Annotated in this window: 16 protein-coding genes; 13 read left to right on the plus strand and 3 right to left on the minus strand. The window is 41.0% G+C overall.

The window, feature by feature from the left end:
• The first annotated feature begins 343 nt into the window (after window positions 1-343).
• The 4 genes from K2F45_RS12510 (at window position 344) to K2F45_RS12525 (ending at window position 8,192) form a co-directional block, all read left to right on the plus strand.
• On the plus strand, window positions 344-3,397 hold the full coding sequence (locus K2F45_RS12510; RefSeq protein ID WP_075992487.1) for a SusC/RagA family TonB-linked outer membrane protein: 3,054 nt from the start codon (window positions 344-346) through the stop codon (window positions 3,395-3,397).
• 69 nt (window positions 3,398-3,466) lie between these two features.
• A complete protein-coding gene (locus tag K2F45_RS12515; protein ID WP_248933734.1) occupies window positions 3,467-4,936 on the plus strand; it encodes a RagB/SusD family nutrient uptake outer membrane protein in 1,470 nt (489 codons plus the stop codon).
• A gap of 23 nt (window positions 4,937-4,959) precedes the next feature.
• A complete protein-coding gene (locus tag K2F45_RS12520; RefSeq protein ID WP_075992489.1) occupies window positions 4,960-6,552 on the plus strand; it encodes an arylsulfatase in 1,593 nt (530 codons plus the stop codon).
• A 17-nt stretch (window positions 6,553-6,569) separates the two neighbouring features.
• Window positions 6,570-8,192 (plus strand): arylsulfatase, encoded by a 1,623-nt coding sequence (locus K2F45_RS12525; RefSeq protein WP_075992490.1) that lies wholly within the window; start codon window positions 6,570-6,572, stop codon window positions 8,190-8,192.
• Window positions 8,193-8,228: 36 nt separating this feature from the next.
• Here the strand turns inward: K2F45_RS12525 and rnhA are convergent, their stop codons facing one another.
• On the minus strand, window positions 8,229-8,723 hold the full coding sequence (gene rnhA / locus K2F45_RS12530) for a ribonuclease HI (RefSeq protein ID WP_248933735.1): 495 nt from the start codon (window positions 8,721-8,723) through the stop codon (window positions 8,229-8,231).
• Between the two features lie 278 nt (window positions 8,724-9,001).
• On the opposite strand from rnhA, the gene K2F45_RS12535 reads away from it, so the two are divergent.
• The 4 genes from K2F45_RS12535 to K2F45_RS12550 all read left to right on the plus strand — a co-directional run bounded on the left by K2F45_RS12535 (window position 9,002) and on the right by K2F45_RS12550 (window position 13,353).
• Window positions 9,002-10,840 carry an alpha-L-fucosidase gene (locus K2F45_RS12535; protein ID WP_276521459.1) on the plus strand — a complete coding sequence of 613 codons (1,839 nt, stop codon included), beginning with the start codon at window positions 9,002-9,004 and terminating at the stop codon, window positions 10,838-10,840.
• A gap of 160 nt (window positions 10,841-11,000) precedes the next feature.
• Window positions 11,001-11,456, plus strand: a complete 456-nt coding sequence (locus tag K2F45_RS12540; RefSeq protein WP_075992493.1) for a hypothetical protein — start codon at window positions 11,001-11,003, stop codon at window positions 11,454-11,456.
• A gap of 77 nt (window positions 11,457-11,533) precedes the next feature.
• On the plus strand, window positions 11,534-12,223 hold the full coding sequence (locus K2F45_RS12545) for an SIR2 family NAD-dependent protein deacylase (RefSeq protein WP_248933737.1): 690 nt from the start codon (window positions 11,534-11,536) through the stop codon (window positions 12,221-12,223).
• A gap of 32 nt (window positions 12,224-12,255) precedes the next feature.
• Window positions 12,256-13,353: a DUF2891 domain-containing protein gene (locus K2F45_RS12550; RefSeq protein WP_248933738.1), complete on the plus strand. Its 1,098-nt coding sequence runs from the start codon at window positions 12,256-12,258 to the stop codon at window positions 13,351-13,353.
• Here the strand turns inward: K2F45_RS12550 and K2F45_RS12555 are convergent.
• A complete protein-coding gene (locus K2F45_RS12555) occupies window positions 13,342-13,620 on the minus strand; it encodes a winged helix-turn-helix transcriptional regulator (RefSeq protein ID WP_276521469.1) in 279 nt (92 codons plus the stop codon). The two genes, K2F45_RS12550 and K2F45_RS12555, sit on opposite strands and share 12 nt — an antisense overlap.
• 1,093 nt (window positions 13,621-14,713) lie before the next feature.
• Here K2F45_RS12555 and K2F45_RS12560 point away from each other — a divergent pair.
• The 3 genes from K2F45_RS12560 (at window position 14,714) to K2F45_RS12570 (ending at window position 16,259) form a co-directional block, all read left to right on the plus strand.
• Entirely contained in the window at window positions 14,714-15,424 is a 711-nt protein-coding gene (locus K2F45_RS12560; protein ID WP_248933740.1) for a hypothetical protein, read from the plus strand.
• A 10-nt stretch (window positions 15,425-15,434) separates the two neighbouring features.
• Window positions 15,435-15,734 carry a TonB-dependent receptor gene (locus K2F45_RS12565; RefSeq protein ID WP_216640355.1) on the plus strand — a complete coding sequence of 100 codons (300 nt, stop codon included), beginning with the start codon at window positions 15,435-15,437 and terminating at the stop codon, window positions 15,732-15,734.
• 78 nt (window positions 15,735-15,812) lie between these two features.
• On the plus strand, window positions 15,813-16,259 hold the full coding sequence (locus K2F45_RS12570) for a VOC family protein (protein ID WP_248933741.1): 447 nt from the start codon (window positions 15,813-15,815) through the stop codon (window positions 16,257-16,259).
• A gap of 632 nt (window positions 16,260-16,891) precedes the next feature.
• Here K2F45_RS12570 and K2F45_RS12575 read toward each other — a convergent pair.
• The gene (locus K2F45_RS12575) at window positions 16,892-17,677 is read right to left on the minus strand and encodes a CPBP family intramembrane glutamic endopeptidase (protein ID WP_248933742.1); all 786 of its coding nucleotides are present in this window, start codon (window positions 17,675-17,677) and stop codon (window positions 16,892-16,894) included.
• A 194-nt stretch (window positions 17,678-17,871) separates the two neighbouring features.
• Between K2F45_RS12575 and K2F45_RS12580 the strand changes: the two genes are divergently transcribed.
• Together K2F45_RS12580 and K2F45_RS12585 are read left to right on the plus strand one after the other, a co-directional pair.
• A complete protein-coding gene (locus tag K2F45_RS12580; RefSeq protein WP_075992501.1) occupies window positions 17,872-19,224 on the plus strand; it encodes a Gfo/Idh/MocA family protein in 1,353 nt (450 codons plus the stop codon).
• A gap of 131 nt (window positions 19,225-19,355) precedes the next feature.
• Window positions 19,356-20,282, plus strand: a complete 927-nt coding sequence (locus tag K2F45_RS12585; RefSeq protein ID WP_248933743.1) for an NAD-dependent epimerase/dehydratase family protein — start codon at window positions 19,356-19,358, stop codon at window positions 20,280-20,282.
• Window positions 20,283-20,397: the final 115 nt, after the last annotated feature.

Below are 20,397 nucleotides of genomic sequence, written 5' to 3' on the forward strand. Positions count from 1 at the left end.
TTCAAAAGAATTATTTTTCAAAAAGACGACCTATCTAGTAGTCTTTTTGAAAAATAATTTTATATTTGTGTAGTCGTTAACAATTGGCGTTGGCAACGATTACTAAACTATAGTACTAAATTTTGAACAAGTATGAAAAACGACCACTTTACAGTTCGCAAGAACAATTCAAATCCCACCTTTCTTTTTAATTCCTTTCTTTTTAATTGTCGAATGTGCATGTGCTGAAAAGCATACAATTCATCCATGTTTATATATCAATAAACATGCAGTAAAGTTTTTATAACAAGCGTACCAATGGCGTTGGCACTTGTTTGCATTTTCACATTAAATAGAACAGACAATGAAAAAATTTGGAGTACTGCGGTATTCTACCTTAGTCGTGCTTTTTTTGTATGCATTCGGAATCGTACAAGCACAAGAACCAAAACCCATTATTAATGCATCCTTAGTTGGAAAGGTTATTGATGCAACAACCAAGGAGCCCATTCAGGGTGTTACCGTACAATTGGAGGCTGTTACCCATAGCGTACAGACAGACAATCAGGGTAATTTTCAATTTGTTACTGGACAGAAGCTTCCTTTTACTTTAATTTTAAGTTTCTTAGGTTACGAAAAAAAACGATTGGTTGTCAATTCGTCGCCAGCTGTTATTGAGTTGACCCCTGCATCAGCGGACCTCGATGAGGTTGTCGTCGTTGGCTACGGTACGCAGAAACGTCGAGATCTGACAGGTTCGGTAGCCACATTGCCTGATAAGCTTCTAAAACAGCCTGTTTCATCACTGGATCAAACGTTAAAAGGTGGGATATCGGGAGTGCAGGTCACGCAAACCTCTGGACAACCAGGAGGTGGTGTCAGTATCCGAATTCGCGGGGGGGCATCCATCCAGGGAGGAAATGAACCACTTTATGTCATTGACGGATTTCCGGTGTATAACCAAACCGAAAGTACGGGGGTAGGAAGCGGGACGCCAGTGAATCCTCTGGCCAGTATCAGTCCTACGGATATTGAGAGCATTGAAGTCCTTAAAGATGCGGCTGCGACGGCTATTTACGGGTCCAGAGGAGCTAATGGTGTCATTCTGGTAACAACGAAGAAAGGTCGGGCAGGGCATGTACAATTAAGCTATGATGGTAGTTTTGGCGCACAAAATGTACTTAAACAAATAGACGTGTTGAATGCCCATGATTTTGCAGTTTTAAGAAATGAGGCATTGTATGATGCAAATCCAGGCTTAGGGGCTTATCAATACCGCACAAAGGCTGAAATCGATCAATTAGGTGATGGCACTAATTGGCAAAAAGAGGCCTTTCAAAGCGGTAAGGTTTATAATCAGCAGCTTTCGCTGTCTGGGGGAGCGGAAAAAATACAATATTATCTGGGAGCAAATTATTTCGATCAAGATGGTGTTATTATTAACACAAATTTTAAGCGTATAGGGTTTCGATCAAATATTGATGCTAATCCTTTCGATCGATTACAGGTCGGTGCAAATCTATCAGTTAATAAAACAAATGCGCAGATAGCTCCCACGGGTATTGTCAATGCCTTACTCATCATGCCTTCGACAGCGACCGTCTATGAAGCCAACGGTGCGTATACGTTACGGAATCCTTTTGAAAACATATTTGCCAATCCAATAGCAACCTTAAAAGAAACGACTAACAATTCTAATGGACTTCGGATATTGGGGACATCATTTGCTCAATATCGGATTTTAAAAGGTTTACAGGCAAAAGTATTGGTCGGTGTTGATTTAAATAGCAGAGACGATAAATATTATTTGCCATCTTATATTTATGAGGGAGCTGGTACTAAAGGAAAAGCGAGCTTAGGAAATTTTGACGGAACTTCCTGGTTAAATGAAAATACCCTGAACTATACGGGTTCAATTGGTCAACATAATTTTAATGCTTTGTTAGGATTTACCCAACAGGAGTCTAAAAATGAGATCTTTAATGCCGGTGCTGAAAATTTTGTAACCGATGAACTGTTATTCAACAGTTTGCAGAGCGGCTCTACTATCGTTCGGCCATCTTCTGACAGTTATTCCTGGGTCTTGCATTCTTATTTGGCGAGGATCAATTATAACTACGCAAATAAGTATTATGTTTCTGCAAGTTTGCGCCGCGATGGCAGTTCCCGCTTTGGTGCGGACAATAAATGGGGTAATTTTCCCTCTGTAGCATTATCGTGGCGTGTTGCAAATGAATCTTTTTTTAAGAAGATTTTTCCCGCTGTGAATGATTTTAAAATACGTACAAGTTTTGGTACCACTGGTAATCAGGAGATTGGGCAATACCAGTCGCTGTCGACCTTATATAGCTTGAATTATCTCTTTGGAAACAATGTTGTCGCCGGTTTTGCCCCACAACGTATTCCCAACAAAAATCTTGGCTGGGAGAGTACGTTGCAATACGATGGCGGCTTTGATATCAGTCTCTTTAACAATCGCCTTCAATTTACAGCCGATTACTATTATAAGAAAACCAAAGATCTCTTGCTGAATGTGGAAATACCGTGGACTTCAGGGTATGCCACTTCTCTTCAGAATTTTGGTTCCGTATCGAATAGGGGATTGGAATTGAGTTTAAAATCACGGAATTTACAGGGGAGAGTCAGCTGGAATACAGACTTTAACTTTTCCTTTAATCGCAACAAAGTGTTGACTATTGGTGAAGGTGCTCGTTCCTATATTTCTGGAAACTATATTATTAAAGTGGGCGAGCCAATCGGTACATTTTATGGAACGGTAACCGATGGCATTCTGCAATTGGGCGAAGAGAATAATAAGGGCAAGTTTACAGGAAATGCTACACCGAAAGCGGGAGATCGCCTATATAAAGATATCGATGGTGATGGTCAATTTACCACGGCAAATGATAGAACGATTATCGGTAATGCGCAGCCCGATTTTATTTTTGGGCTGACCAATAGTATTTCCTATAAAGGTTTTGATCTGTCGTTTCTTATACAGGGCACAGTTGGTAATGATCTGCTTAATATCAATAGACAGAATCTAGAGATGTTTACCGGTCAGCAAAACGCATCAAGTGATGCATTGATGCGCTGGACACCTTCAAATCCAAGTCAGTTATATCCGCGGGCAAAATTAGACCCGGCACCGGTATTTTCCAATCAATTTGTAGAGAGCGGTTCCTTTGTCCGGCTTAAATCATTGCATTTTGGATACAACTTCCCAAAGGAATGGCTTGAAGGGGCCAGTATCAAGAGTCTTAATCTCTATTTAACAGCACAAAATCTTTTGACATGGACAAAATATAAAGGTTTTGACCCAGAGGTGACGTCGGGAAGTAACGTGCAGATAGGGACCGATTCGGGAATTTATCCTGCAGCTAGATCTATTTCCGCAGGGATTTCTTTGACTTTTTAATATACCTGTAAATGTATTGAAGAGGGATTTTGTGATAAGCCCATTCGTATTGACAAGCAATTTATTCAAATGAAAAAAATACATCTTTTATCCACTGTCTTTTTGATCTTTCTAACAACAATTTCGTGCTCGAAATTGTCGGAAGATCCCGCAGGTGCTTTGGTGTCAGAACAGTTTTACCTTAATCAAGATCAAGCAATCGCGGCTGTGACTGGGACCTATAGAAAATTATATGAAACTGGTCAATCATTGTATAACAGCCTATTCCAGATCGGTGTTGAGATGGCTACAGATGATTATGAAGCAGGACCAAGAGCCAGAAATGCACATGTCCGGGCGATTAGCAATCTGACACATGATGCCTCCAATGATCGGATGGAGCAGCTTTGGAAGCAGAGTTACGATGCGATCAATGCTTCGAATGTTAATATTGCGAAGATTGGTGCAATGTCTTCGGGGCAAATTGAACCTACTATACAGCTGCGCTTGATTAATGAAGCAAAATTTCTGAGAGCTTTGCATTATTTTAATTTGGTACGCTGGTTTGGGGCCGTACCGTTGGTAACAAGTCCTGTTGAGACCTTGTCTCCGCAGGAACTTTATGTAGCTAAAGCTCCAGAAAATGACGTATATGAGTTGATTATCGCTGACCTAAAGGCTGCATCGGCGCTCCCGAATTACAAAAATTACAGTGACGCAGATAAAGGCCGCGCAAGCTCGGGAGCCGCCAAAAGCTTATTGGCAAAAGTCTATCTGACGCGAAGCGATTGGAGCAACGCAAAATTATTAGCCAGGGAAGTTATTGATAAGGAGGGATACGCGCTTTTCCCGGAATTTGCTGATGTCTTTGATATTGATAAGAAAAATGGTAGCGAACATATCTTTTCGGCTCAATTTAAGGGAAACAGTGGTTATCAAGGAAATTCTTTGGCGAGTAGGTCTGCACCTGCGGATATTCCGGGGATCAATGGCGATTATGCCGACGCACTGCACGTAGAAGGCGGATTGTACAAGAGCTTTGCCGCAAATGATAAACGTCTGACGGTAACCTTTACCACGGGGATGCTGTCGCCTACAGATGGCAAATATTATCCATTGGCTAAACCGCAATTCAATAAATATTATGATGAAACCGTTGTGGGGAACCAAGGGCAGTCTTCTAAAAACACACCAATCATCCGTTATGCGGAAGTACTGTTAATTTTTGCGGAAGCCGAAAATGAGTTGAATGGCCCAACGTTAGACGCTCGTAATGCACTAAATGCGGTGCGTCGCCGAGCCGGTGTGCAAGAGGTTTTAGCTTCGGAAACGAAGGACGTTTTTAGAGAGTCTGTTTTTGAAGAACGAAGAAAGGAGCTGGTCTACGAATATCAGCGCTGGTTTGATCTGGCGCGAAGGGGGGCTGTATATTATGTTGCTAAGCTGAAAGCTGCTGGAAAGACTAATGCTGCTGCCCGCCATATTCATTTTCCGACGCCACAACGCGAACTGAGTCTCAATCCAAATCTTTCACAGCATCCCGATTGGATAAATAAATAATTGACGAATAAAATTTTAAGTAAATGAAAACGAAACTTTTATATCTTATACTGTGTCTGTGCAGTTTGTCGGGGGCAAGCTGGGGACAAGATAGCCGTCCAAATATTGTATTGATTTTGGTGGATGATTTGGGGTTTTCGGATATAGAACCCTATGGAGGGACAGACTTTCATACACCGAATTTAGCCACCTTAGCCAAAGAAGGAACGAGGTTTCAGGAATTTTATAATAATTCCATTTGCGCTCCTACACGTGCATCCTTATTGACAGGACAGTATGCGCATCGTGCCGGTGTAGGGTATTTTAATGTTAACTTAGGCCTTCCTGCTTATCAAGGCTTCTTAAATCGTGAATCAAGGACCTTAGCTGAAGTTCTTAAAGAGGCTGGTTATTCAACCATTATTTCGGGCAAATGGCATGTGGGTGATGATTTCGATCAATGGCCAGCACAACGTGGATTTGAACGTTCTTTTAATTTTGTAGGTGGCGCGTCCAATTTTTATGAAATCAACGGTCCAGAACGTCCGACGGTTCCTTTATATCGGAACAACAAACCGTTCTACCTCCCAAAGGGGCGTTATTTGACTGATGAGATTACCGATCAGGCCATTGGTTTTCTCAAAGAACAGCAAAGCGAGAAAAAGCCCTTTTTCTTGTATTTAGCTTTTAATGCTCCGCACTGGCCTTTGCAGGCGCCAGAAGAAGAAACACAAAAATACAATGGCGTATATCGTCAGGGATGGGATAGTCTACGCATCAAACGTTATGAAAATGCGCAACGAACTGGCGTTTTCCCTTCAGAACAGACTATTGCGAAAAAGGATTCCGCTGTACAGTCCTGGGAGAAATTGACTTACGATGAGAAGCAGTATTGGCAGCGCCGGCAGCAGGTTTTCGCTGGTATGATTGATCGAATGGACCAGAGTGTCGGACGCATTAGGAAAACACTGAGAGAGTTGAAAAAAGACAAAAATACACTAATCATCTTCTTATCGGATAATGGTGCTCAGGGTGGCGATCGGGCCCGGATTTATACCGCAAGGAATACCGAAACCGTTGGTTTGCCCGGATCTTATGAGGTGCAAAATAGCAATTGGTCCCAAACCGGTAATTCTCCACTGCGTAGCTATAAAGATAATCCTTATGAAGGAGGCATCGGTGCCCCATTTATTGTATGGTATCCTAAGGAAGTAAAGGCGAATGCTATTAAGAAGGGAGTAGGGCATCTTATCGATATTGCTCCCACACTATATGACTTTGCTGGTGCTCACTATCCAACCCATATTGGAGATACTACAATAAATGCGCTCCCTGGCTTAAGCTTAAGAGCTGTTCTTCGTTCAGACCTTAATCAGGTCGATCGCAATGTTCCGCTGTTCTGGGAGCGGGCCGGAAATCGTGCTGTTCGATATGGAAAATGGAAACTAGTCTCCCTGTTTAGGAAAGAAAACAAACCAGAACTATACAATATTGATGAAGATCGGGGGGAAAACAACAATTTGGCTGATCGCTACCCAGAGATTGTGAATGATCTTGAAAAACGCTATGAGAAGTGGGCTAAAGAGAATGCTGTAGTGGATTTCAATCGGCTAAAGACAAACAATCAGTTTCGATAGTAATAAAAGAAGGTAATATGAAGAAGATAATTTTTACATTATTTACTTTGCTTGTCTTGATGGGGATAGGCAATGCACAGCAGAAGAAGCCCAATATCATCTTAATTTTGGCGGATGACCTGGGCTATTCAGATTTGGGAGCATATGGATCAGAAATTTCGACACCTAATTTGGATCGTTTGGCCAATGAAGGGTTACGGCTGAAGCAATTCTATAACAATTCTATTTGCGCACCTACACGGGCTTCTCTAATCACAGGACAATATCAGCATAAAGCTGGTGTCGGTTACTTTTCGAACGATCTTGGTCTTCCTGCCTATCAAGGCTATATCAATACTGAATCCCTCACTATTGCTGAAGTGCTCCGGTCTAATGGGTATATTACTGCAACATCCGGCAAATGGCATGTTTCGGGAAATGGAAAAAGTCTACCATGGGATCGTGGCTTTGATCTGGTATTCCCCAAACAGGAAAAAAATGCAGATTCAGGAGCTCCGACATTTAAAGCGCAAACGGACCCAGAAGGATACCCTTTGGAATCGTCGTTTTCAACAGAGGTAATCAATCGTGAAGCGGAAGGATTTTTAGATCAGATTAAAACCCAAGAGAAGCCTTTTTTTCTCTACCTGGCCCATACCGCACCACATTGGCCATTGGTGGCCTTGCCACAAGATATTGCGAAGTACAAAGGCCGTTATGATAAAGGATGGGAAGCTATTCGACAAGAACGTTTTGAACGGCAGAAACAATTGGGACTTACGCCGATAAAGACAGAAGCATCGATTCCTGATGAAGATATTTACGATTGGTCAAGATTATCATACGATCAACGACAGCTGTGGGCAAAGAAAATGGAAATCTTCGCAGCAATGGTTGACCGCCTGGATCAGACTGTAGGTAAATTACTGAAGAAGCTGAAAGACAACGGGCAATTGGACAATACGCTTATCGTGTTTCTCTCAGACAATGGAGCTCCAGCGGAAGATTTGGTGCGATGGTTTCATGGCGCTCGGTTGAATACGGGGCCTGTGGGAACAGAGGGCTCGTTTGAGTCACAGAGCAAAAATTGGTCGTACGCTTCCAATACACCTTTCAAGGCATTTAAAGATTATACCTATGAGGGAGGGATCAACGCGCCATTTATAGCATGGTTTCCGGGTAAGGTCGCGAAAGGCATCAGACAGGGGACCGGGCATGTGATTGATCTGGCGCCTACCTTCTACGACTTGGCTGGCGCTGTATATCCGAAAGATTATAAAGGAATTAAGTCGAACAAATTGCCCGGGAAAAGCTTGCTCCCTGTGTTATTTCAAGGTCAAGATACTGTGTCGCGGGCAGAGGGCTTGTTTTGGGAACGGGCTGGCAACCGTGCTGCACGTATCGGGAAATGGAAGCTCGTATCAACCTGGCCTTCCTATAAATGGGAACTCTATGATTTGGAACAGGATCCTACTGAACGCAAAGATATTGCTGGACTGCATCATGATGTTGTTTCTCGCTTATCTACAGCCTATTTTCGTTGGGCTAAGGATAATGGTGTTGTGGATTTCGCTGAATTAGAGGCTAGAGAACCCCAAAGCATGAAGGATTTTAGAGAAAGTAAAGTACAAGAGATTGCTCCACCGGCATTTCGCTTTTAAATAGAAAAGGGAGCATGTATTAAAATGCTCCCTTTTCTATTTGCCTTCTTCAATCTCAAAAACACTGTCGATTTTCCAATTTGCCTTATCTTTGGAGGCCGCTACAGCTAAGCGATCACAGCGCTCATTTAACGGATGCCCAGCGTGGCCCTTTACCCACACAAGACGCACATTATGCAGTTTATAGGCACTCATTAGACGTAACCAAAGATCTTTATTCTTCTTTCCGGCAAAACCTTTTTGTATCCAGCCATATACCCATTTCTTATCAATGGCATCAATGACATATTTGGAATCAGAATATACGGTAACTTGTTGCTGCAGGTTTTTCAGCGCCTCGAGACCAATGATCACAGCCATCAATTCCATCCTGTTGTTCGTTGTTTTGCGGTAACCGCCCGAAAACTCTTTTTCGATAAGTTTGCCTTTAAAGGCTTCATTATCGCCTGTATAAATAGTTCTTAAGATGGTTCCGTAACCTCCAGGGCCCGGATTTCCACTTGAAGCCCCATCTGTATATAATTCGATCATACCCTCCAAACTTAGATAAATTTGCGTTTATATCCAATACCAATAAACATCAATTAAATAAGGGATAAGCCAAAACCTTGATTATCCTCGTATTTATTATTTATACATCGTTATTTACTTTAGTTGTCACGGATTAAGGCATTAGACTTGCCCTGTTCGGAAGAAATTAGCGCTATTCATGTGATGCATACGTAATATATCCCTTACACAATTGAATTTTGCTGATTTATATGTATTTTGCCGGCTTAAACTCGTTATGTAATCGATAAAATAGCTTTATGAAGTTTCGAAAGATTTCTCTTTTTGTTCTTTTGGCGTCTGCGTGCTTAAACGTTTCAGCTCAGAACAATGTATCAACGCAAAAAATGGATTGGTTTGAAGATGCCAAATTGGGTATTTTTATTCACTGGGGTATTTATTCTGTAGATGGAATCTCGGAATCTTGGTCATTCTTCAATAATTATATTAACCACGACAATTATATCAAACAACTTAATGGGTTTACCGCAAAGGATTACAAACCGAAGGAATGGGCTAAATTGATTAAAGAAGCTGGTGCGAAATACAGCGTGATTACGACAAAACACCATGACGGAATCTCAATGTGGAATACGAAGGCTGATAAAGCGATCACTACATTACAAGATGCGGCTGCAAAACAGGATGTAATCACACCGTTTGTGAAAGCAATACAAGAAGAGGGCTTGCACACTGGACTTTATTATTCGTTGCCCGATTGGAGCCACCCATATTATGATGTTTTTACGCGCAATAGAAAGCGTTATGAATTGAAAGGTGAGCCTACACGTTGGGATAATTATGTGAAATATTACCAAAAGCAATTGACCGAGCTATCCGAACAGTATAAGCCCGAATTACTTTGGTTTGATGGGGATTGGGAGCATAGTGCCGAAGAGTGGAAAGCGAAAGAGACCTCAAATCTTTTGCGGAAATATAATCCGAATATTATTATAAACTCGCGATTGAATCATCATGGAGATTATGATACACCTGAGCAGGGGATTCCGGTCACGCGCCCCGATGCTAAATTTTGGGAGCTCTGTTACACCATGAATGATTCTTGGGGCTACCAACCCTTTGATAAAAAGTACAAATCACCCAATATGATCATCCGAACGTTGGTCGATTGTATTTCCATGGGTGGAAACTTATTATTGGATATTGGTCCAAAAGCAGACGGTACGATCCCTGAGGAGCAATTAAATATTTTGAAACAGCTGGGGCGATGGACGCATAAGCATGCGGCTGCGATCTATGGTACAAGAGCCGGTATTCCTTTTGCAAATTACGGTGGGAAATCTGCTTTATCAAAAGACGGAAAAACACTTTATCTGTATGTGTATGAACAGAAACCCGAATTGCAACTCAAAGGTTTAGTCAATCATTCGGCCATTAAAGGCATTTCAGTTGTTGGTGATGCATCCGCGAAAGTAAGTGTTAAATCTGAAAATGAAACCGTTCGAGTAGACTTGACGAAAGTAAACTTTGATCAGGATGTCACCGTGATTGCACTGAACTTTGCGGAAGCGCTTCGTTGGACTGCACCTCGGGAGACTGAAGTTACGTTGAAATCTGTGTTGGATAATAAGTTGACAGATCGTGCTTTAGGTCAGATCGCTTCAACACTGCATGCAGGAAAAAATATTTTTGATAATTCCGGATTAACCGTGGATGGCTTAGATACGAAATTGCCGAGTAGTAACGCGACTAACCCGACGGTATTAAAGTGGATTAAGGACCATGCCGAAGCACTTTATGAGACTGGAAAAGGCTTGCCTGAAGGACATTATGAAGGATTAAGTGCACTTTCCAAAGATCGCCAGACCTTGTATTTGTTTGTTGAAGGAAAACCTACAGGCCCAATTGCATTAAAAGGTGTCAAAAATGGAGTCGCTAGGATCCGGGTAGTCGGTGACGGTTCCATGATAAACCATGAGGTTTTCAATAAGCTTTATTGGAGTAGCATACCTGGTATTATCTACATTCAGGCACCAGCGGAGCGCTTGGATAAAAATATGACCGTTATCGCTGTGTTGTTGGATGCGCCAATACAACTATATCGCGAGAAAGTGGGTGCTATCGAAAATAACCTTTAAGAGGTTGGATAGTGCTTAGCATTGAAAAGAAGCCTAGGATAACAACATATCCCGGGCTTTTTTACGTAGGATATAAACCATTCTGATCAATTTCGGGGGTATGCGATGCATTTTCTCCTGAATTGTGGCAAGGAAGTATTTTTTATTATAACTTAGACCTATGAATCTAATCAAAACTGTTTTGATCCCAATTATTGTTTTTCTATGTATTTGTTGTTCTTCCGGTGACGGAAGTAAATCTGAGCGGTTGCGGGCAGATTCGTTAGTGAATGAAGTTGTCGATGGTAAGTTAGATATTACTACATTAGCAGAGTCGAATGAATTTATGTATTTCAATGATAAATACTTTCATGAACCAGCAGATTTAAAGGTCATTCCAAAATTTGATAAAGTGCAGATTCAAGTTGTTACTTACCGAATTTATCAGCATGTCAGACTGAAAAATAATCGTTATGAGTTTAATGTGCAGAAAGCCAGTGAACTGCATATTCCAAATAGCGCTTTTGTGTATTACCAACGTTCTTTTGATGATATGAACCGAAAGGCTGCCTTGAGTAAAGATTCTATCCGACTTGAGCTGCCGGATAACTATGCATCCTTGTTGATAAATGAATGATCCAGATCTACAGACATGATGAAAGTCATATAGAAAGTCAATCTTAACTATAGTATGGAGTAACAAACAGACTTAAGATGAAAAAGAAAAATATTGTTGTATTGACGGGGGCCGGTATTTCTGCTGAAAGCGGTATACCTACATTTAGGGATGCCAATGGATTGTGGGAGGGACATGACGTCATGGAAGTTGCTTCAATTGAAGGTTGGCACAAAAACCCAGCCTTAGTCCAGGAGTTTTATAATCTGAGACGGAAAGCCGCTTTGGTGGCACAGGCAAATGCAGCTCATTATGCGCTGGCAAGATTGGAATCAGCGTACCAGGTGAGTATTGTAACGCAGAATGTAGATCTGCTACATGAACAGGCGGGATCATCTCATATTGTTCATTTGCATGGCCGCTTGGATCAGGCCAAGTCGTCTATCGATGATCGCTTGGTGTATCCCATTGTCGGTGATGAGATCAAGATGGGCGATCTTTGCGAGAAAGGTAGTCAGCTGAGGCCAAATATAGTCTGGTTTGGAGAAGCTGTACCAGCCATTGAGGAGGCCATAAGCTTGGTTTCGAATGCCGATATTTTGATTATTATTGGAACCTCCCTACAGGTTTATCCTGCTGCAGGACTTAAAGAATTTGCGCCTAGTCACTGTCAAACGTTTATAATTGACAAAAAAATACCTAGTGACAGGGCTTTACGTAATATACAGTGTTTTGAGGAGTCGGCGACAATAGCTGTTCCCAATTTGGTAGAACAATTACTTTATTAAGTGTTGTATAGTGATATATAAAATAGAGGTTTATGAAAAAAATAATAGGGATTCTTTGCCTATCCGTTGCTTTTGCTGCATGTCAAAATAATTCGGAAATCAACGTAAATACGAGTTCAAATGATCAGCCTTTGACCTTGGATAGTGTCCAAGCCAGGCATTTGCTCAGTTTGCCATTGCATTGCATCGACGTGGAATATCCCAATAAGTTAGGGCAGGTACTCGGTAGTGATAGTGATCTAAAAGCACCGCGCACATTGCATCCAATTTTTTACGGTTGTTTTGACTGGCATTCTTCTGTACATGGATATTGGTCAATTGTACATATTTTGAAGGAATTTCCAAATTTGGACAGTTCGGGTGAAATTCGGCGCCAATTGAACCGAAATATTACGGCGGAAAATGTGGCCGTTGAATTAGATTTCTTTCAAGATAAGAACAATAAGAACTTTGAGCGCACGTATGGCTGGGCCTGGTTGTTGCAGCTGCAGAAAGAGTTATTAACTTGGGAAGACACAGATGCAAAACGCTGGGCGTCGAATCTTGAACCGTTGGTGAAACACGTTGTAAAATCTTATCAAGAATATCTGCCCAAATTAGTTTATCCGATTAGAACAGGGTATCATGATAATTCGGCATTTGGCCTTTCTCTGTCCCTGGACTATGCAAGAAGTACGGGAAATGTGACGTTTGAAAAATCATTAATGACGAATGCCTCCCGTTTATATAGTCAGGATAAGAGCTGCAATATTGCTTTTGAGCCAAGTGGAAGCGACTTTCTTTCCCCTTGTCTTGAAGAAGCCCTTTGTATGAGTTTGGTGCTGCAACAGGAGGATTACCGTAAATGGTTAAAGGATTTTATGCCAGATCTGTTTAATCCCGATTTCAATTTAGAACCAGGTATCGTAAAAGATCGAACAGACGGACATTTGGTCCATCTGGATGGACTTAATTTTAGTCGTGCAAACTGTTTAAATGGTATCGCAAAAGCGCTGCCTGAGTTAAGTTACTTGCATAAGTTGGCGAATAAACATTTAAAGTACTCTTTGCCCAATATTACCACCAAGGATGACTATATGGGGTCACATTGGTTAGGCACATTTGCACTCTATGCACTATCAAAGCATTGATTCGGGGAGATTATCTTCTCCCCATTTATCCCTTAGTGTTAATATTTCCTCGAGCGAACGGCCAAGCACAGTTAATTCATATTCTACCTTTGGCGGGACTTGCTGATATACTATTCTAGTGATCAGGTTGTCCTGCTCAAGTTCCTTTAATTTAGCAATCAGCATACGCTCTGATATGCCTACGAGCTTTTTCCGCAACTCACTATAGCGGAGTTTACCTTCATTTAGCAGATAGGAAAGCATGTTGATTTTCCATCTGCCGCCTATGGCACATCAGGAGTACCATCATTTCTACAACTCATTGCTTATGTGCATACTGAGTATTTTACTGTTGGCCACAGACAAACCTTTAAAATTATACTTTAAATCTTGCATCCGCTTAAGTATGATCATCAGAAAATTTAGGTCATTTCTGCGGCTTAATTTTCTGATGATCGTGTGTTTATTCCGATGAAACTGGAGCTTAAGATACAGGGGATAGCCTAATGGATTTAAAGGGTAAGCGGGATGGCTAGTCTTTCCTGTGATGTTATTGGATTCATGTACTGCTATACATGCTTTCGCTATAAATAGTCTGGACTATTCTTGTTTATGGCCGATAGCTACAAAATAAATGAAGAATAGGTTGGAATATAAAAAACGTGATTTGTGCTAATTTAAGTCTGTTGATTTATACATATAAATCTTGTTTTTTATCTTATATTGCCTTTTTTTTTGTTCAAATGAAGTTTTTGTCTTGTTTATTTAGCTGCCTGTTTTTTTTGCTAGGTTATAAAAAGGCTATAAAATTCAAGATTTGTGCTACTCCATAAGATCAAACTTATAATAAATTTGATCTATCAATCCCATAAGGATGTGACATGCTATGTATAGGTATATAAGACATCTTTTAATGTTATTGCCCATTGTTTTTTTCTGTATGTTTATTACAGGTAAAATAAACAAGGATGTCTTTTCACATGCTGCCTATAAAAACGCGTCAAAACCGTCAATAGCTTCATCACAATCCCATTTCGATTTTTTTGTCGGGTCGATCGATGAATGCTCATTCGAATTGAGTTATGATCAACATTTAGCATATGCCGTTCGGCTCTGTGCTTTGGGACTGATTCTGCCTATTTTCTTGCTATTTACGGATAAGAAGTCGTGGCATAGTTTTTATGAACTCCAAAATAAATATTTGTCTAACAGACTACCAGACAAGTGTATCCTATACCATTCCTTTAAAATTTTCGGTTAATCCCCTTTTTCTTTTCGTGAATATCATTGGTTGAGTCGAAACACGGCTATATAACCTATGTAACAAATCGTTGCTTGAAGAAAGCGGCTTAATCATCTGCTTTGCTATTAAATCATTTATATGAACACAACACTTTATGCATTAGCTATTACAGCTATTACGATCAGTTTTTTTCATACTGCATCGGGCCCTGACCATTATCTGCCCTTTATTGTATTGTCCAAATCGAAAAAATGGTCGTTTGGGAAAACTATATTATGGACAATTATATGTGGACTTGGGCATGTTTTCAGTTCGGTCATCCTGGGGGTTATTGGCGTTTATCTTGGATGGCAGCTCAATAAAATCAGCTGGTTACAGGACGTGCGTGGCAATGTTTCGAGTTGGGCACTATTTATTTTTGGACTTGGATATTTGATTTACGGGATTTGGAAAATGTCTAAGAAGCATTCCCATAAGCATTTTGATGTGATGGGCGATGAAGTTTATGTGCATGAACATACCCATGGGAAAAGCTCATCAGGGCATCATCACCATCATCAAAAAACGAAGGTAACGCCTTTGGTATTATTTGCAATTTTCGTCATGGGACCATCGGAACCATTGATTCCACTTTTATTCTTTTCAGGTGCACACCGCTCAATGACGGAGGTGATTACCCTGATTAGCACTTTTACCATCACGACAGTGGTAACCATGGTCGGAATGGTCTTGTTGGGAATTTATGGTTATAACTTGCTCAATACCGAAAAACTTGATCGATATGTACACGCCATTAGTGGCGCTGTCCTGTCAATTTGCGGTGGGGGGATGTTATTTCTGGGATGGTAATTTTTTAAATGTGAAGTTACCGCTTGGCATTTCGGCCAATTTGCGCTATCGTTATATGAATACAAAACCAGCGATAGAAGATAATTCGGTACGTGCTAAAGGTTATTTTGTCAATGACCTCCTGCTAAACTATGGCCTGGGAAAATGGAATTTTTTGATGCAGGTCCAAAACTTATTTGACACCAAGTGGAATGAAGCGCAGTTTGAGACCGAAACTCGATTAAGAAAAGAACAGCAGTCTGTTTCTGAATTGCATTTTACACCTGGAACACCTTTTATGGTAAAAGCGGGCCTGAGTTATAAATTCTAAAGACTGGGCGCGATGGTAGCTTTAAAATTTTCCTTTGTATCTTTAATAGGGATTATAACTCCTTATAAATAATGTATTATGGAAAAGAGTAAGTTACTTCGAATGGATAATATGGGTATCGTGGTGGAGTCATTGGACAACGCGATTTCCTTTTTTTCAGAACTTGGTTTATATCTGGAAGGGCGAGCGCAGATTGAAGGTGAATGGGCAGGTAGAGTGACTGGTCTCGGTGCGCAGCATGTCGAGATCGCCATGATGGTGACACCAGATGGACATAGCCGATTGGAACTTTCAAGATTTATTGATCCTGCGATAATTGCAGATCATAGAAATGCTCCGGTCAATGCCTTGGGCTATTTGCGGGCAATGTTTACCGTTGAAGATCTAGATGATGTACTGCGGAGGCTAATTGGCATTCACGGCGCTGTCCTCGTAGGGGAGGTGGTACAATACGAAAATGCTTATCGCCTTTGTTATCTAAGAGGAGTAGAGGGATTATTGATTGGTTTAGCCCAACCGCTATAGGGTAAATGATTGAATCGAATCTTTGTGCGAAAAAAGAAAATTTAAAAAATTTCTATGTCGTACAAAATAAATAGAAAACTAAGACGTTATTGATACAAATACTTTTCATAAAATAGGTTAATATATGGCTAAGACCCTAGAGTTCCCCGCTCTAGGGCTTTTTTGTAATTATACGTGTGGGAATAACGAAGTTTAGCACAATCTGTTCGGATTGTGTTCTTTCCTGATCAATAAAGTGAAATTTATCTGCTTGATGAAAGCATGAGGAAGGCCTAAGAATCTATTTTTTTAGACTCTATTTTCAATGATGAACTCGTCATTACATTCATGACTGGTTTTACAATTTTGACCAAGCTGGATGTAATTTAGGCAATTTTTGAACATGTGGTCATTAGTACAATCACACATAGGACGAGCAATATAATAACAGATGTGGTGTAAGGCGTTCTTCTCATAATACTTTTTTTTACTTAGTAGTTTACAAAAGCCGTGCCTTTATTTTTAGAACTTGCAGTGAGTCTGATTGTTGTAGCTTCGTGTCTACAGGATAGTCGATATGAAAAAGGGATTGTATGCTTGAAAAAGCTTGTGCTGATACCTTGCGCATCGATTTTGGGATTAACGGATCTGGCTCATATTGTTCCCTTGAAACGATGTTTTTTTGATAGCATATAGACGATCAGAATACCTAAAAGCATTACGATCGTATAGGCAATAAACGCGATGTTTTCAGACTGATGTTCACTGCCCTTTGAAACATTTTCTACCCATAACCCTGTGCTATTTTTAAACCCCAAAGCCCAATGGGTTAGGTTCCATCCGAAGTGCAGTCCTATAGATAGTGCAATATTGCGGGTTCTTAGCGCAGCAAGACCAAAAAGTACAGCTCCAAGTCCTGAACCCAGTACTGCCGCCTTTAGTGTAAAACCGGTAAATAAATGTTCTAAAATAAAAACAAGTACCATAATCGAAAAGGCTACAGCAGTGCCGAGTTTATCTTTCAGGCGCCATAAGAAATAGGTTCTAAAAACCAGCTCTTCCCGACAGGCGACGAAAAAGTAAAGAAGAATATGTATTGCCAAAAATTTAGTGTCGATAAATGCCTGTTTCTTAAAAGATACTTCGGCAAAATTTGTCAGTATTATAACCATAAGGCCGACCATAACAATACCTAAGCATAAGCCAGCGCTAAAATTGAGCACACTCCTTTTGTTAAATCCTAACCCGATTTGAGAAAAACTAATTTTATCCCAAGCTTTGAACAGGTAAACTAAACCCAAGCTGAGGAATGTCGCGAGGCTGAGTGAAAATAAATCGGGGAACATTGTTTGTTTGGTTATGCCCGCAGCGAAAGCAAACACCACGAGGGAAGCAAAGTAAAATAATATTACTTTCAAAAATACCATTTCTCTTTTCATGTCTTAATTGTTTAGCTCGATATGAATTTACGCTATTTTAGCTTAAATGAAAAAAATGATGTGCTACTTGTTGATCTTAAAGTGCAGGTCTTGTTCCTGTAGGTAGGTTCTTTTGCTTGTCACGTATTTTGCTGCTTAAAACAGGTTGATTTATCGTTCGTTTTTTCTTATATTAGGCAATAAACCAATGAATTATGGCTATGGTCAATCTAAAACGGAGAAAATTTATTCAAGGAGCGGGGGCAGTTTTAACTTTATCAGCCTTAGAAGTTAAGGGGCTTTCATTTCGTGATGCGATTAAAAATTTTCGGGTCGGACTGATTGGTGCAGGTTGGTATGGGAAAAGTGATTTATTCCGTTTAATTCAGGTTCGGGATGTCGATGTCATCGCCATATGCGACGTCGACGACAATCAGCTGCAGGAAGCTGGGCGGCTGGTTAGTGAGCGTCAGATTTCAAAAAAAGTTCCAAAACTGTATAAAGATTATAGGGAAATGCTCGCCAGTCATAAATTCGATCTCATTCTCATTGGAACACCAGATCACTGGCACGCCAGACAGGCAATTGATGCGATGCGTTCGGGTGCTCACCTCTATTTGCAGAAACCGATCAGTGTTGATGTGCTTGAGGGGGATGCTATATGGCGTGCGGCAAGAAAATATAATCGGAAAGTTCAAGTGGGAACACAACGGAGAAGTACAGCCCATCTCATTGACGCCAAGAAGCGAGTGATCGATAGTGGCTTACTTGGTAAGATTTCGCATGTGGAAATGTGCTGCTATTATCATATGCGAAAGAATGGCAATCCACCGATCGAGGCGGTTCCAGATTTCCTGGATTATGAACTTTGGACCGGACCAGCACCTTTGCGGGCTTATGATGGTTTGCCTCATGGTGGCTGGTGGCGAACTTTTATGGCCTATGGGAATGGAATAACCGGGGATATGGGAATGCATATGTTTGATACTGTGCGTTGGCTTCTGCAGCTTAAATGGCCCAAAAGCGTGCATGCGAAAGGTGGCATTTATGTGCAAAAAGGAGGGAAATCGACGATCGCGGATACGCAGACAGCCTTATTTGAATACGAAGATCTTAATTGTGTCTGGCAGCATAGGACATGGGGGGCAGCAGCAGACCCTGAATACCCCTGGGCATTTGTGATATATGGTGACAAGGGTACCTTAAAGGGAAGTGTGATGAAATATGAATTTATTCCAATCGGAGAAGGCAAGCCCATTCGACAGGATGTTATCTTAGAAAAAGAGAAGTTCCCCAAAGATTTGACGGAGCACCGAATCGAGTTGCATACAGCGCCTGCAACCAGACAACATATGCTTGACCTTTTATCGGCAATTGAAAATAATCATCTTCCTGTAGCGGATATTGAAGAGGGCTATATATCCACCGCGAGCTGCATTCTGGCGAACTTGTCGATGCAGTTGAATCGCCCCTTGATTTATGATCCAATACAAAAAATATGTGTCGATGATCCTGAAGCAACTCAATTACTGCAAAGACCGTATCGCAGTCCATGGCAACATCCGTAATAACATAGGTCAAGGGCGCTGAGCAAAGTTGAGGTCGGGAGTTATTCGGTATTGAACCGCAACGGTGCGGTAAATTGAACAAATATCAATATATTGGTATCAGGTGGTCATAACATAGAAAAAGGAATATTATGCAGACGATATTGGGTGCCAATGGACAAATTGGAGAAGAACTGGCGCGCGAGCTAAAGCGAAATTTTACTTCTGCTATACGCATAGTCAGTCGAAACGCAAAAAAAGTAAATGATACTGACGAAGTTTTTTCCGCGGATCTATCGATCCGTGAACAGGCATTCGAGGCGGTGAAGGGGAGTAATATTGCCTATTTCACTTTAGGGCTTCCTATAAGTTCGGATCTATGGGAGGAACAGTTTCCAGCTATTCTTCGTCATGTGATTGATGCCTGCAAGATCAACGGTACTAAGCTTGTTTTTTTTGATAATACATATATGTATCCTCAAGACGATCGTGTTTTGACGGAGGAAAGTACCTTTGCTCCTGTCGGAAGAAAGGGGAAAGTGAGGCGGAACATGGCAGAAATGGTACTTGCTGAGATAGCATCGGGCCAGCTTGAAGCCGTTATTTGTCGAGCACCTGAATTTTATGGTCCTGGCAAAACACAAAGCATTACCAATACCCTAATTTTTGATAATATCAAAGCGGATAAAAAACTGAAAGTGCCTTTACGTGTTGATAAGAAACGAAGTCTGATTTGGACTCCCGACGCAAGTCGAGCAACTGCACTTATCGGAAATACACTCGATACCTATGGACAGACCTGGCATTTGCCCGTGGATAAAGGGCATCCCACATACCGGGAATTTATCAGAATGGCAGCAGACATTTACGGTAAGGAGTTCAAATATACTGTTGTTCCCAAATTTATCTTTAAAATAGGAGCTTTGTTCAATAAACGGTTAAAGGAGCTTTTGGAACTTCTTACACGATACGAACACAATAATCTATTTGATGATTCAAAGTTTAGAAATAGATTTCCTGAATTTGAGGTTACTTCTTACGAGCAAGGAATCGAACAGATTCAGCAAGACAAGTTTTAACCTATGCATAAATGAGAGTGTAAGCGACTTCGTTCACCTGACGACAACCGCATCTGGTCATAATATTATGCTTGAGGAGCCAACTTTGGTCATCAGCGCTTTTTCACAGCTGCTG

It is taken from the genome of Sphingobacterium siyangense (genome assembly GCF_023277505.1).
In the GTDB taxonomy this organism is placed as follows: domain Bacteria; phylum Bacteroidota; class Bacteroidia; order Sphingobacteriales; family Sphingobacteriaceae; genus Sphingobacterium; species Sphingobacterium siyangense.

What these genes read in the sequence shown, in the direction of transcription:
- K2F45_RS12535 (WP_276521459.1), top strand. Translation starts at nt 9,002, where the DNA reads ATGAAGTTTCGAAAGATTTCTCTTTTTGTTCTTTTGGCGTCTGCGTGC.
- K2F45_RS12560 (WP_248933740.1), top strand. Translation starts at nt 14,714, where the DNA reads ATGAACACAACACTTTATGCATTAGCTATTACAGCTATTACGATCAGT.
- K2F45_RS12550 (WP_248933738.1), top strand. Translation starts at nt 12,256, where the DNA reads ATGAAAAAAATAATAGGGATTCTTTGCCTATCCGTTGCTTTTGCTGCA.
- K2F45_RS12525 (WP_075992490.1), top strand. Translation starts at nt 6,570, where the DNA reads ATGAAGAAGATAATTTTTACATTATTTACTTTGCTTGTCTTGATGGGG.
- K2F45_RS12545 (WP_248933737.1), top strand. Translation starts at nt 11,534, where the DNA reads ATGAAAAAGAAAAATATTGTTGTATTGACGGGGGCCGGTATTTCTGCT.
- rnhA (WP_248933735.1), bottom strand. Translation starts at nt 8,723, where the DNA reads ATGATCGAATTATATACAGATGGGGCTTCAAGTGGAAATCCGGGCCCT.
- K2F45_RS12515 (WP_248933734.1), top strand. Translation starts at nt 3,467, where the DNA reads ATGAAAAAAATACATCTTTTATCCACTGTCTTTTTGATCTTTCTAACA.
- K2F45_RS12580 (WP_075992501.1), top strand. Translation starts at nt 17,872, where the DNA reads ATGGCTATGGTCAATCTAAAACGGAGAAAATTTATTCAAGGAGCGGGG.
- K2F45_RS12540 (WP_075992493.1), top strand. Translation starts at nt 11,001, where the DNA reads ATGAATCTAATCAAAACTGTTTTGATCCCAATTATTGTTTTTCTATGT.
- K2F45_RS12520 (WP_075992489.1), top strand. Translation starts at nt 4,960, where the DNA reads ATGAAAACGAAACTTTTATATCTTATACTGTGTCTGTGCAGTTTGTCG.
- K2F45_RS12570 (WP_248933741.1), top strand. Translation starts at nt 15,813, where the DNA reads ATGGAAAAGAGTAAGTTACTTCGAATGGATAATATGGGTATCGTGGTG.
- K2F45_RS12575 (WP_248933742.1), bottom strand. Translation starts at nt 17,677, where the DNA reads ATGAAAAGAGAAATGGTATTTTTGAAAGTAATATTATTTTACTTTGCT.
- K2F45_RS12585 (WP_248933743.1), top strand. Translation starts at nt 19,356, where the DNA reads ATGCAGACGATATTGGGTGCCAATGGACAAATTGGAGAAGAACTGGCG.
- K2F45_RS12510 (WP_075992487.1), top strand. Translation starts at nt 344, where the DNA reads ATGAAAAAATTTGGAGTACTGCGGTATTCTACCTTAGTCGTGCTTTTT.